Below are 12,764 nucleotides of genomic sequence, written 5' to 3'. Positions count from 1 at the left end.
CTGCCGGCCTCGCGGCCGTTCTGTGCCCCACGTGCAGCCGCATCGCGTGGCCGCGCTCCTCCAAACAGGAGCAATCCGATGATGAAGACACGCCACCTTCTCGGCCTTGCCACGCTTGCTGCGCTGGCAGGCAGTGCCGCCGTCGCACAGCGAGCCACCGGGCCGCTGACGCAGATCGCCCGGTTCGACCATCAGGTGACCGGCGTCGCGGTCGCCGCGGATGGGCGCCGCTTCGTCAATTTCCCTCGCTGGACGGACGATGCGCCGATCTCGGTCGCGGAAGTTCTGCCGAACGGCTCGCTCCGCCCCTATCCGGACGCGAAGTGGAATGCATGGCGCAATGCGCGCGCGAACGAACTGCCGGTCGGCGAGCATTTTGTCTGCGTCCAGTCGATCGTACCGGATAAGCAAGGCAATCTGTGGGTGCTCGATCCCGGCGCTCCGGGCAACGAGAAAATTCTGCCGGGCGCGCCCAAGCTGGTGAAGATCGACCTTAAGACCAACAAGGTCAGCAAGGTCATCCCGGTGCCCGAGACCGTGGCATTGCAGGGCACATACCTGAATGACATCCGCTTCTCGCCCGATGGCCGCATCGGATACATCACCGACAGCGGAACGCGCGGCGCGATCATCGTCGTCGATCTGGAGAGCGGCCGTAGCTGGCGGACGCTGGACGGCCACTCTTCCACGCAGGTTGACAAGACGGTGACGGTCACGCTCGACGGCAAGCCGCTGCGCCGTCCGGACGGGCGCCAGCCGATGTTTGCGGCCGATGGCATCGCCATCTCGAACAACGGCAAGACGCTCTATTATCAGGCGCTGACGGGCAAGACGCTCTACGCCATCGACACTGCGTTGCTGGCGCAGGATGTCGAGGAGCAGAAGCGCGCAGCCGCGGTCCGCGTCGTCACGCAGACGCATGTCGCCGATGGCCTGTGGATGAGCAAGGCGGGCGTCCTCTATCTCACCTCACCGACGGATTACTCGATCAAGCGGCTGAACGGATCGGCGGTGGAGACGGTGCTGACCGATCGGCGGCTGCGCTGGCCGGACACGTTTGCCGAAGGGCCGGATGGACGGATCTACGTCACCGCCAGCCACATTCAGGACACGCAGTGGTTCACGCCGGGCGCTCCGCCCTCGATCCGCACCGAATTATTCTCCTTTGCGCCGGTGCAGTAGCCGCACCTTGCCGCGGCCATGCCGCACGACCATCTCACCGGAAACATCCGGAGCCGAACATGCCCAGCTATCAGAAGTCCGAAGAGGCGATCGCCCGCCTCACGCCCGAGCAGTTCCACGTCACCCAGCGCAACGGCACCGAGCGGCCCGGCACTGGCGAGCTTCTCTACAACAAGGAAGCCGGCATCTACGTCGACATCGTGTCGGGTGAGCCGCTGTTCGCGTCGTCCGACAAATATGAGTCCGGCTGCGGCTGGCCGAGCTTCACCAAGCCGATCGAGCCCGCAAACGTCGCGGAGCTGACCGATCGCACGCACGGGATGGTCCGCACGGAAGTCCGCTCGACGCACGGCGACAGCCATCTCGGTCACGTGTTCGACGACGGCCCCCGCGATCGCGGCGGTCTGCGCTATTGCATCAATTCCGCCTCGCTTCGCTTCGTGCCGAAGAGCGAGATGGAGGCGCAGGGTTATGGCGCGTATCTGGATCAGGTTGAGACGCGTTGATCCTCGTCTCCCGGCTTCAATCGCGGAGGTCGGACTGATAACGTCCGGCCGTGGAGTGAAGCGGGGTCAGGCGCATGGCTGGTCGCGAACATCGTTATTCGGTCACCGTTGAATGGACCGGCAATGAGGGCGCGGGGACGCGTTCCATGGCCGGCTATTCGCGTGCGCATCTGATCGAAGCGGCGGGTAAGCCGCCGATCGCGGGATCGTCCGATCCGAGTTTCCGGGGCGACCCCGCCCGCTGGAACCCCGAGGAGCTGCTGCTCGCTTCGCTCTCCGCGTGCCACAAGCTCTGGTATCTCGGCCTGTGCGCCGGTGCGGGCATCGTTGTGGAGCACTATCGCGACGAGGCCGAGGGCGTGATGATCGAGGACGCGAGCGGTGCCGGGCAGTTCAGCGAAGTGCTGCTCCGGCCCGAGGTGGTGATTGCGTCCGGCTGCGATCCCGACTTGGCTGAAGCGCTCCACGCCAAAGCGCATGCGATGTGCTTCATCGCGCGCTCGGTGAACTTCCCGGTGCGTCATGCCGCGACAATCCGGTTGGCAGAGCCCACGACCGACTGAGCAAGTCAGCGCAGGCGCTTTGCAACCAATGCCACGTCTGCACCCGCGGCGGCCAACGGGATGTCCAGCCGACCATCCGTCGCAATGACGTCCGTCTCGTCACCGCAGACACCCAGGACCGTGTCGAACAGGCGATAGCGCCACGTGCCTCCCACCTCACAGGGCAGCGACATGCGGGTCGAACGGGGTATCACGTCAGCCGGCACCATGCCGTTGGCATCGCGGCCACCCCGACGCACCAGCCAAGCGATCAGCTGCCGCTCGTCTCCGCACGCAAAGGCGTGGAAGCCGGGCGCCGCCGTCTCCTCATTGAGGTTGCGCGGACGCAGGCAGGTCCAGTCGACCAGCGGCAGGAAGGCCGCCATCGCCGCCTGCGCGCGCCGCATGCCCGCGGTCAGGACGTGCGGATGGCGGTTCGGCCAGCGCATGCCGCCGCCTGCCCCGCCGGACGCGAGATGGGCCCATGCCATGTGGCGGAAATACTGGTCGTCGAACGGCTCGCTCAGCGTGCGATGTTTGTCCTTGAAGCTGTGGATCGGCCCATGCTCGGTATCGAGGAACGGCCGGTGATCGCGGATCTCGCCGAGGCATTCGCGCACGATCCGCCCCATGTCGCGCGCCGGCGCCACGGTGTCGCGCGGGTGGTCGATCGTGCCTGTCGCGTAGATGTGGATCGTCGCGAAATCGAGATCGGGGTGGCGGAAGATCGGGCCGCGCAGGTCGAGGTGCGGCTTGAGCACCAGTTCGGGACCGAACAGCGACACGGTCTGCAAATGGGTTCGACCGTAAAGCTCGGTCTCCAACCGCCGGACATGCTGCGACAGATCGTGGATGAACTCGTCGAAGCAATCGGCACTGTCGCCGGCCTGCGCTGGGTGAATCTCGTTCCAGAGATCCCAGGCGAACAAGGCGCCCGATCCACCCCAGCGCCGGACCGCAAACTCCAGCCGTGCCTTGATCGCCTCGCGTGTCGCCGGGCAGAGCAGGAGCTGCGACGGATGCTCGCACGGGCCGCCCTTCGCACGGCTCCAGGGATGGTGGCGCCAATGCAGCCACGTCCAGAACGTATCGACCGGGGTGAGCAGGATGCGCAGCCCGACCCGTTCGCACATCGCGAACAGATCGTCCCAGAGCTGCACCATCGCAGGCACGAAGCGCCCGGCCGGCCGTTCGATATAGCGGTGCCGCACCTGCGCATATTCGAGCATCAGGCGCAGGCAGGTAACGCCATGATCCACCAGCCAGCGGAGATGCCGTTCGACTGCGGGCAGATCACGACGGCGGAACAGGCCGGCAAGTTCCGGCCAGCTGATCGCATCGTTATGGCCTATCGGCGTCCAGGCCCGGCCGTTCTCGTCGGCGAAGTAGCTCGAACCTTTTGCGACTTCGATCCAGGGGAGCGTGCCGAGCACTGACGGCCAGATCTCCCGCGACGCGGCTTGATCGAGATACATAGAGATTTCCGTTACTTGTCGGCCGGCTCCTTACAGCCCGTGCTGCCAGCGACAACACCCTCTACGAGTGCCTACGCGCGACAGAGAAGCGGCATGCGGGGGTAACCGGAATGGCCAGAACGCCACTCGGTCGCCTCGGCAAACTGTCATTCGGTCGCAACCGATCTGTCATCGAGCCCGGATAGTGGCCGCGACAACGGCCGGCGAGGCAAAGCGCGGCCGATTGGGGGCAACATCATGACATTCCATCCCGCCGCCCGGCACGTTGCCGGGCGCGCTTCGCTGCGCGCGCTGCTGATCGCCACCACCGCCTGCGGCCTGTCGGGCGCGCATGCCGCGACCACGCAGATCATCGGTACGCCATCGGCAACGCCTCCGGGCTCCACGTCCGATCGGCCGGTGCCCGAGGTGAAGACGCCGAGCGCCGCCAGCAGCGCGGCGTCCACCTCGATCGCGCCGAACACTCCCACCCCGGAAGACGAGATCGTGGTCACCGGCACGCGCCCGATCGCAGAATCCGTCGCCGCGGCGCTCCGCATCCAGAAGGAGTCGCCTGCGCTCGTCAGCGTGATCGCGTCGGACGCTGTCGGCCGCCTGCCCGACCAGAACGTCGCCCAGGCGGTCAGCCGCCTGCCCGGCGTCGGCGTACAGCGCGACCAGGGCCAGGCCCGCTACATCAACTTGCGCGGCGCACCGATCAACTGGACCACATTGTCGTTCGACGGCATCAACGTCATCAGCCCCGAAGGCCGCGACGCCCGCTTCGACTCGATCCCGTCGGCGATCGCCTCGCAGATCGTCGTGCGCAAGGCGGTGACGCCGAACATGACCGGCGAGACCATCGCCGGCAACGTCGACATCATCACCCGCTCTGCATTCGACTATAACGGCTTCCACGTCGCCGGCAAAGCAGGCGGCGGTTATGTCGAACTCGGCAAGCGGCAGGAATATGAGGGGCAGCTGGTCGTGTCCGACCGCTGGGATACCGATGCCGGCGAGTTCGGCGTGCTCCTGTCCGGCAGCTATTATCAGCGCGACATGGTGACGGACAATGCCGAGACGGACTGGGAGGTCGTCCCCACGGACCGCCGACCGGGCAATGCCGATCGCGTCTGGGCCCGCGAGACCGAGAACAAGTTGTATCGGCTGACCCGTCGCAACTATTCCGCCTCGGGCAAGCTGGAGTGGAAGCCGACGCAGGACCATCGGCTGTTCGTGTCGTCCATCTATTCGGCCTTCACCGATGACGAGCTGCGCAACAACTATATCGTCGACATGGACGATCAGGAATCGCGCCTTGCCAGCGGAGCGACGCCGGCTGCGATCCTGGCGGATAGCGCGGCGTGCGCGATCAATCCTGTACCGCGTTCGGGCACGACGGGTTATGCCGACGTATGCACCGGCAACACGCCCTTCCAGGGCACTGTCTACGGTGTGGACCTGAACGCCAACGTTCTGGTGCGTGAGTATCTCCAATCGGTTTTCACCAACACGGTCGGCGGCGATCACGATTTCGGTCGGCTGAAGATGCGGTGGCGGGGAAACTACACCCGCTCGGTCGACGATCGCTCCGCGCCTGCGCAGCTCAACTATGACAGTCCCGGCTTCGGCTCGGGCGCGACTGCGGGCACCAACCGCGTCACGATCGACTATGATCTGACGGACAAGCAGAAGCCGCGCTTCTCGCTGTTCCGCACGATCCGCAATGCAGACGGCACGTTCGGCCGCGGCGCTGCGATCGCTGCGGTGGAGGACGTGCCCGGCTACGCACTCACCCGCGTCCGCGGCCTGAAGGCCAAGGACATCACCACCGCCTACACCGGCAAGCTCGATTTCAGCTACGACACCGATCTGTTCGGCGAGACGAAGTTCCTGTTCGGCGCGCAATACGACAATCGGAAGAAGGAATCGAACGAGCGGCTGCTGGACATCCCCGTCAGCGCCAGTGCCAATCCTTACGGACTGCCGCTGAGCTATTCCGCGGTCGCCGTGCCGGGCAATCCGGCCTACAAGGGCGAGTATCCGCTCGGCTACCTGTTCCAGTATCACAGCAAGCAGCGCGCCATCGACGTGGTCGAGCAGGCGGCAGCCGGCGGCGCGCAATATGTCGCCAACACGGCCAACTTCTACAACGTGCGTGAGGAAGTCTTCGCCGGCTACGCGATGTTCGAGACCAAGATGGATTGGGGCTCGATCGTCGGCGGCGCCCGCGTCGAGCATATCAAAAACCAAAGCACGGCCTTCGCCACGGTGAACACCACCACCAGCCTGGTATCGATCCCGCGTGACCAGACGCTCGTCTATCCCAGCCTCCACTTAAACTGGGATCTGGATCAGACCAAGAAGCTGCGCCTTTCGTTCAACACGGGCGCCTCACGCCCCGATTATGATCAGCTCCGCCCCAACCTGACGATCAGCGATGCCAACCAGACCATCTCCGGCGGCAATCCGGATGCGGAGCCCGAGCGGGCCAAGGGCGTCGATCTCTACTTCGAATGGTATATGCAGCCGCAGGGCTATTTCTCGATCGGCGCCTTCTACAAGGACGTGAAGGACACGTTGTTCAACACGACACGCCCGTTCGGCTCGGAGTCGCTCAACCTGAACGGCGTCGATCGTTCGCAATACATCTTCTCCGGCATCGCCAATGGCGGCGACGGTTACATCTGGGGCTTCGAGGCGGCCCTGCAGCAGCAGATCGAGGGCTATCAGCAGGATCTAGGTTTGCCGGACTGGACGGGCGGCTTCGGCATCCTGCTCAACGGCACGTACAACAACAGCGAAGCCGAAACGCCCGACGGCCGCAAGGTGATGTTCCCCGGCACGTCGAAGTGGGTGATGAACGCCAGCCTGTTCTACGAGAAATACGGCTTCTCGGCGCGTGTTTCCTATCAGAACCGGACCAAGTGGATCGATGCCATCGGTGCCTTCGCTGTGACCAACGGCGTCTTCCGGGGCACCACCGGCGGTGACGAGTTCTGGGCACGTGACGACGAGCTCGATGCCTCGCTCCGCTATGCCATCACACCGAACCTTGAAGTCTATGCCGACTTCGCCAATCTGCTGAACGGCCCCGGCCGCCGTTTCGCCGGTGTCAGTGCACGGACGCTTGAGCGAGAGACGTTCGGGCGTCGATACACCGGCGGTATCCGGTTCAACTTCTGATGCGTCTCTCCCCTGTCCTCGCGCTGCTCATCGCCGGCTGCGCGGGGGCGCCCCCATCCTCGTCTCCACTCCCGGCCGACCGGACGGTGGACGTCACCGCCCGTGCCGAGACCGCGCCCGTCGGCACGGGGGAGGATGCGGCGGATGATCCGGCGATCTGGCGCAATCCGCGCCGGCCCGCCGAAAGCCTGATCGTCGCGACCGACAAGCGCGCCGGCCTGCATCTCTATGATCTGGCCGGCCGCCATCTCGATTTCGCGCCTTCGCCGCGGCTCAACAATGTCGATCTGCGCGATGGCGTGATGCTGGCAGGCGGTCGCGGCATCCTGGTCGCGGCGAGCGACCGGTCTGACGAGGCACAGGCACGGATCGCGCTCTACCGGCTCGATCCCGCTGCCCGAAAGTTGCAGCCGCTCGGCAGTCCGGTGGCGGGCACCGGTGAGGCCTATGGCCTCTGCCTGTGGCGACGGGCGAGCGACAGGGCCGTGTTCGCCTTCGTGGTGATGAAGGATGGCCGCATCGACCAGTTCCGCATCGATGCGAGCGGCAGCACCGCTACCGCGCAGCCGGTCCGCACGCTTCGTCTCACCACGCAATCGGAAGGCTGCGTCGCCGACGATCGCACCGGCATGCTCTACGTGGCGGAAGAAGATGTCGGCATCTGGCGCTTCGCGGCGGATTTCGCAGCGGATCCGGCGCCGATACCCGGCCCGCGCGTCGATGGACGCTTCCTCGTCGCGGATGCCGAGGGGCTCGCGCTCGCGCCACGTGGGCGGAACGGCGGCTGGCTGATCGGCTCCAGCCAGGGCGATAATGCCTATGCCGTGTGGCGCCTGCCCGATCTCGCCCCCGTCGGGCGCTTCCGCATTGCGCAGGGCCGCTACGGGGCGACGTCTGAGACGGACGGGATCGAGATCATGCCCGGCAATTTCGGCCCCGCCTTCCCCGGCGGCCTGATGGTGGCGCAGGACGGTGACAACGCGCCCGCCACCCAGAACTTCAAGCTGGTCGCCTGGGGCGACATCGCAAAGGCACTGAACCTGAAATGACGCCTCCTGTCCGTCCCACGGTTTCGCTGCGCACCTGCGCACGCCGCGCGATCACTGCCCTGCTCGGCACGGTCGCTCTCTTCGCCGCCAACCCTGCGGAAGCGCAGAAGGCGCGCAACGTGATCCTGTTCCTGGGCGATGCGGGCGGTCTGCCGACGCTCAACGCGGCCGGCATCCTCGCGCATGATCGCCCGCAATCGCTGTTCATTCACACGATGCCGCACATGGCCTTGTCCGACACATCTTCCCTCAATCGCTGGGTGACGGATTCCGGCGCGGGCATGACAGCGATCATGACCGGGCAGAAGACCAACAACGCGATGGTCTCCGTCGTGCCCACCGCGGATGGTTCGGGCACGGACCCGGTTAAGACGGTGCTCGAATATGCCGAGCAGCGTGGTCTTTCCACCGGCGTCATCACCAACAAGGCGATCTGGGACGCGACGCCCGCGGCCACCTATGCGCATGTTGCGGCACGCTCCGGCCGGGACGACATCTTCCACCAGTTGCTGGCGCCGCGCTTCGGTGACGGCGTCGACATCCTCGTGGGCAAGGGCCGGAAAGACGCCGAAACCTCCTTCGCCAAGCTCGGGCAGAGCCCGGCTGCAGCGTTCGCCCGCGCCGGTTACCTTTATGGCGATGACCCGACCGCCCTGTCCGCGGACGTGCGGCGCTCGGCAATCCTGCGCGACCAGGACTTTCTGCCCACACCCACCGTCGAAGCTGCCATCTCCAGCCTCCGCCGGAACCGGAAGGGCTATTTCCTGATGGTCGAGTGGGACATGCACACCGACGATCCCGAGGCCGGGCTGCGCCATGCGGTCGAGATGGACGACATGATCCGCCGCGTCAGCGCGATCGCGGGAAAGGATACGCTGATCCTGTTCGTCGCCGATCACAGCTTCGGCCTGCGGCTGCGCGGCGGCCTGCGCGCGACGCCGCTCTCTCAGCAATATGCGGCGGCGCAGAAGCCAGCCGCCGGGCCGCACCCGCTGATCGACATCGACGATACGCATACGGGCGAGGAGGTCGTCGCGGTCGCCTCCGGTCCCGGGTCGGAGAAGCTGCACGGCTTCGTGCCGAACACGCAATTGTTCGACGTGATGATGCAGGCCTATGGATGGACACCGGACCGCTGATCGATGTCCGGCATGCCCGATGGTAGCGCTAATATCCCGACTTCCTGAGACGCTGACGACTATCCAACTAGGCCCCTCCCCCCTACGCTCCTCAACCGGAGACAGACGGCGCAACGCCGCTTCTCCCTGTTCATGACCAGACCGGTCCTGGACAGCAGCGGCGTAGGGAAGCTGAACGGGGGACGGGCATGGTCGGGAACAGGATGAGCGCAGGCAGCGGATCGTGGGCGGCCCGTCTGCTGGCAGGAACATCACGCAGCATCGCCATCGCGCTCGCAGCCAGCGCGCTGATCGCAGGCGCGGTGCCCGCCGGGGCACAGGCGCAGGTGCCGACGCCCGAAAGCTGGTTCGGCCACCGTATGGGCAGCGATCGCAAGCTTGAGCCCTATGCCAAGATGGTCGCTTATTACCAGCGGCTGGCCGCAACCAGTGACCGCATCAAGCTGGTCGAGATCGGCAAGTCGACCGAAGGCCGTCCCTACCTCGCCTTGTTCATCTCCGCACCGGAGAACCTCGTCCGGCTCGACGAATATCGAGCGATGAACGCCAAACTGGCCGATCCACGCGGGGTCGCCCAGGAAGAGCTCGATCAGATCGTCAGGAACGGCAAGGCCGTGATCGTGCAGTCCTACGATCTCCATTCCAGCGAAATCGGATCATCGCTGACCGCCGTCGAATTCACCCATGCCATGGTGACGCGCACCGATCCCGAGATGATGAACGTCCTGGCGAACGTCATCACCATCATCATGCCGTCGCTCAATCCCGATGGGCATGACATGGTCCACGATTGGTACATGAAATATGTCGGCACGCCTTACGAAGGCGGCCCGATGCCGTGGATGTACCAAAAGTACGTCGGCCACGACAATAATCGTGATGCCTTCATGCTAAACATGGCCGAGTCCCAGAATATCGCCAAGATCCTGTACCGGGAGTGGGTACCGCAGGCCTATATGGATCATCATCAGATGGGCCAATATACGCCACGCATCTCGATACCACCTTATGCCGATCCGATCCGCCCGGGTGCAGATCCGCTTGTCTGGCGTGAGATGACGTGGTTTGGGTCTCACATGGCCTATAACCTCGATGCGGCAAGGCTGCCCGGCGGGATCGGCAGCGCCATCTATTCGGGCTGGGGCCACTTCGGCTTCCACTGGATCACGCCGTTCCACAACATCGCCGGCATGCTGGGCGAGTCCGCCAGCGCGAACATCGCGTCGCCGCTCTACGTCCATCCCGATCAGTTGCAGGGCGGCCAGCGCAACGTTCCCGACAACCGACCGCAGATGAACATGCCCGATCCGTGGCTTGGCGGCTGGTGGCGGCCTCGGGACATCGTCGACCAGCAACTGGTGACCTCATGGTCGATCGTCGATCTCGCCGCCAAGAACCGTCAGCTGTTGCTCCGCAACATGTATTTCAAGGCGAAGCGGCAGGTGCAGCGCGGCGCCGAGGCCGAGGTGAAGGCCTATGTGATCGGCGCGGAGCAGCATGATCCACTCACCGCACGCAAGATGGTCAATGCGCTGCTCCTGCAGAAGGTGGACGTCTTCCAGTCTCCCGAAGGCTTTACGCAAGAGGGCAAGGCCTACGCAGCCGGCAGCTATGTGGTGCCGATGAACCAGCCCAATCAGGGTCTGGTCCGCTACCTGCTCGGCCGGACCCTGTTCCCGGATGACGGCTACGCCCGTACCAAGGACGGCGCACCGATCCGGCCCTACGACATGGGGACGGACACCATGACCGAGTTCATGGGCGTTAAGAGCGATCCGCTGTCGCAACCCGTCACCGCACGTCTGGTCGGCGTCTCGGGGCCGGCGGTGGTGCCGGGCACGGTGGCTGACGGCAGCAGCTGGCGGCTCGACGGCAGGCTCAACGACAGCTTTCACGCCGCCAACCTGCTGCTGAAAAGCGGCGCAACCGTGAAGCGCGTGACCGCCGCCGCAGGCAACGCTCGCGCAGGGGACTTCATCGTCTCAGGCGTCTCGTCCACAGCCGTGCAGGGCGTGGCAGCGACAACGGGCGTCAGCTTCGCCGTTGCGGAAAATGTGACAGATGGTGCGAGCTACGCGCTCGCCAAGCCGCGCGTAGCCATGCTGAAGCGCTATCGCGGTGGCAACATCGACGAGGGCTGGACGCGATTCCTGCTCGAACAATATGATTTCACCTACACGTCCGTGATGGATGCCGACCTGAAGGTTGGCAATCTCATCAAGAAGTATGACGTGATTGTGCTGCCGTCGGACTCCGTGTCGAACATGACCGGCGAAGCACCTCCGTCCGGAACCCCGATTCGCTGGGAGGCCGGCAACCTGGAGAGCACACCGCCCGAATATCGCAGCGGCTTCGGCGAGGCAGGCACCAAGGCCCTCGAGGAGTTCGTCCGGGCTGGCGGCAGGCTGATTACTTTCGGACAGGCGGGTGACCTCCCGATCCAGAAGTTCAAGCTGCCAGTAAAGAACGTCGTCGCAGGCAAGACGGGGAAGGAGTTCTGGTCACCAGGATCGACCTTGTGGATGGCGGTAGATGCAAAGAACCCGCTCGCCTTCGGCATGCCCGACAAGGCGCTCGCCATCTTCACCGCCGATTGCCAAGTCTATGAGGTTACGCCCCAGATGCACAACGAGCGGGTTCAGGTCGTTGCCCGCTATGCAGACCAGGATGTTTTGCAAAGCGGATGGCTGGTTGGGGACGACCTGATCAAGGGCAAAGCCGCGATGCTCTCGGCCTCTCTGGGCAAGGGCGAGGTCATCCTGATCGGCTTTCGCCCGCAGCACCGGGCTCAGGCGCACGGCACGTACAAGCTGCTGTTTGATGCCCTCTACAACAAGCCCACCTTCGGGCTGTAAGCCACAGCCCTCCACCGGAGTTCTGCCGGTGCAGGGCCGCCGGCATGTCGGAGCTAAGGAGAGATCAGGACTGACCCGATCGTAGCGGAAGCTAAGCTGGAGAGCCGTTTTCAGGTCACTCACATGCGAGTGGGTCTACCCACATGGGCGACAGGTGGGTGGTGCAGCCTTAGAACATACGCTGGGTCACGAGCTCAGCAACTCAGCGTCGGATCTGCAGAAAGGCGGCGAATAAGACATCGTGACACCCTGTGAACGCCCACCGCTTGGGGTGTCCCGCCGGCACTACGCCTTGTTTGCGTTGCCCTCAGATCAGCGCATCGCCCTGCTTGGCTCTAATCATACGCCCGCTCGTGCGCGAAGCTCGGAGAGGGCACCCGAAGTCTACTATTTACGCTGTGCTCGCAGCTCTCCTAGCCTCCCCGCTCGCGTCATCGACCACCTGGGCCTGATGCACAAACGGCCCGGCCTCTGGGTAGGGGCCGGGCCGTTTTTGTGGCGGTGGTTGCGGGGACAGGATTTGAACCTGTGACCTTCAGGTTATGAGCCTGACGAGCTACCGGGCTGCTCCACCCCGCGCCAACTGGAACAGCCGCCTTTGTCGGGCGGCTGGATCCTCCCTTTTGGGGGAGGAGACGTGTGAATGGGCTATCCTTGTGCCACGCGCCGGCGTCAAAGCCTGGCGACGACCTACTCTTCCATCACTTAGGCGATAGTACCATCGGCGCTGTCCGGTTTCACGGCCGAGTTCGAGATGGGATCGGGTGGGTCACGGACGCTATGGCCACCAAGCTATGAGGCCGGCGCGTGTCGAGGATGTTCTAGAAACCGATGCACCTGATGCTTGAGCT

At 64.7% G+C, this 12,764-nt stretch carries 8 protein-coding genes, 1 tRNA gene and 1 rRNA gene; 7 read left to right on the top strand and 3 right to left on the bottom strand.

All coding sequences use genetic code 11. The annotated features are described in order from the left end of the window. Positions 1-78 precede the first annotated feature (78 nt). From BM360_RS00050 to BM360_RS00040, 3 genes are all read left to right on the top strand, one after another. Complete coding sequence (locus BM360_RS00050; RefSeq protein WP_093309128.1) at positions 79-1,182, top strand: L-dopachrome tautomerase-related protein; 1,104 nt, start codon at positions 79-81, stop codon at positions 1,180-1,182. 59 nt (positions 1,183-1,241) lie between these two features. Further along, positions 1,242-1,688 (top strand): peptide-methionine (R)-S-oxide reductase MsrB, encoded by a 447-nt coding sequence (gene msrB / locus BM360_RS00045; RefSeq protein ID WP_093309127.1) that lies wholly within the window; start codon positions 1,242-1,244, stop codon positions 1,686-1,688. A 146-nt stretch (positions 1,689-1,834) separates the two neighbouring features. Continuing rightward, a complete protein-coding gene (locus tag BM360_RS00040; protein ID WP_242653222.1) occupies positions 1,835-2,251 on the top strand; it encodes an OsmC family protein in 417 nt (138 codons plus the stop codon). Positions 2,252-2,256: 5 nt separating this feature from the next. Here BM360_RS00040 and BM360_RS00035 read toward each other — a convergent pair whose 3' ends face one another. Beyond that, complete coding sequence (locus BM360_RS00035; RefSeq protein WP_207544509.1) at positions 2,257-3,705, bottom strand: glycoside hydrolase 5 family protein; 1,449 nt, start codon at positions 3,703-3,705, stop codon at positions 2,257-2,259. Between the two features lie 237 nt (positions 3,706-3,942). Between BM360_RS00035 and BM360_RS00030 the strand changes: the two genes are divergently transcribed. The 4 genes from BM360_RS00030 to BM360_RS00015 all read left to right on the top strand — a co-directional run bounded on the left by BM360_RS00030 (position 3,943) and on the right by BM360_RS00015 (position 11,913). After that, positions 3,943-6,870, top strand: coding sequence for a TonB-dependent receptor (locus BM360_RS00030; protein ID WP_093309122.1), 2,928 nt, complete (start codon positions 3,943-3,945; stop codon positions 6,868-6,870). Next, on the top strand, positions 6,870-7,919 hold the full coding sequence (locus tag BM360_RS00025; protein WP_093309119.1) for a phytase: 1,050 nt from the start codon (positions 6,870-6,872) through the stop codon (positions 7,917-7,919). Before BM360_RS00030 ends, BM360_RS00025 begins: the two co-directional genes overlap by 1 nt. After that, complete coding sequence (locus BM360_RS00020; protein ID WP_093309116.1) at positions 7,916-9,058, top strand: alkaline phosphatase; 1,143 nt, start codon at positions 7,916-7,918, stop codon at positions 9,056-9,058. The genes BM360_RS00025 and BM360_RS00020 overlap by 4 nt, the downstream gene beginning before the upstream one ends. 203 nt (positions 9,059-9,261) lie before the next feature. Further along, the gene (locus BM360_RS00015) at positions 9,262-11,913 is read left to right on the top strand and encodes a M14 family metallopeptidase (protein ID WP_242653221.1); all 2,652 of its coding nucleotides are present in this window, start codon (positions 9,262-9,264) and stop codon (positions 11,911-11,913) included. A gap of 502 nt (positions 11,914-12,415) precedes the next feature. Here BM360_RS00015 and BM360_RS00010 read toward each other — a convergent pair. Both BM360_RS00010 and rrf read right to left on the bottom strand, forming a co-directional pair. Then, positions 12,416-12,492 (bottom strand) — tRNA-Met (locus tag BM360_RS00010). Positions 12,493-12,590: 98 nt separating this feature from the next. Then, positions 12,591-12,705, bottom strand: a 5S ribosomal RNA gene (rrf, locus tag BM360_RS00005). Between the last annotated feature and the right edge of the window lie 59 nt (positions 12,706-12,764).

The organism is Sphingomonas jatrophae (assembly GCF_900113315.1).
GTDB classification, from domain to species: domain Bacteria; phylum Pseudomonadota; class Alphaproteobacteria; order Sphingomonadales; family Sphingomonadaceae; genus Sphingomonas_P; species Sphingomonas_P jatrophae.
This window is presented reverse-complemented; position numbering and strand designations above follow the sequence as displayed.

Excerpts from the sequence above, each read along its gene's own strand:
- BM360_RS00050 (WP_093309128.1), top strand. The coding sequence starts at position 79 with ATGATGAAGACACGCCACCTTCTCGGCCTTGCCACGCTTGCTGCGCTG.
- msrB (WP_093309127.1), top strand. The coding sequence starts at position 1,242 with ATGCCCAGCTATCAGAAGTCCGAAGAGGCGATCGCCCGCCTCACGCCC.
- BM360_RS00040 (WP_242653222.1), top strand. The coding sequence starts at position 1,835 with ATGGCCGGCTATTCGCGTGCGCATCTGATCGAAGCGGCGGGTAAGCCG.
- BM360_RS00035 (WP_207544509.1), bottom strand. The coding sequence starts at position 3,705 with ATGTATCTCGATCAAGCCGCGTCGCGGGAGATCTGGCCGTCAGTGCTC.
- BM360_RS00030 (WP_093309122.1), top strand. The coding sequence starts at position 3,943 with ATGACATTCCATCCCGCCGCCCGGCACGTTGCCGGGCGCGCTTCGCTG.
- BM360_RS00025 (WP_093309119.1), top strand. The coding sequence starts at position 6,870 with ATGCGTCTCTCCCCTGTCCTCGCGCTGCTCATCGCCGGCTGCGCGGGG.
- BM360_RS00020 (WP_093309116.1), top strand. The coding sequence starts at position 7,916 with ATGACGCCTCCTGTCCGTCCCACGGTTTCGCTGCGCACCTGCGCACGC.
- BM360_RS00015 (WP_242653221.1), top strand. The coding sequence starts at position 9,262 with ATGAGCGCAGGCAGCGGATCGTGGGCGGCCCGTCTGCTGGCAGGAACA.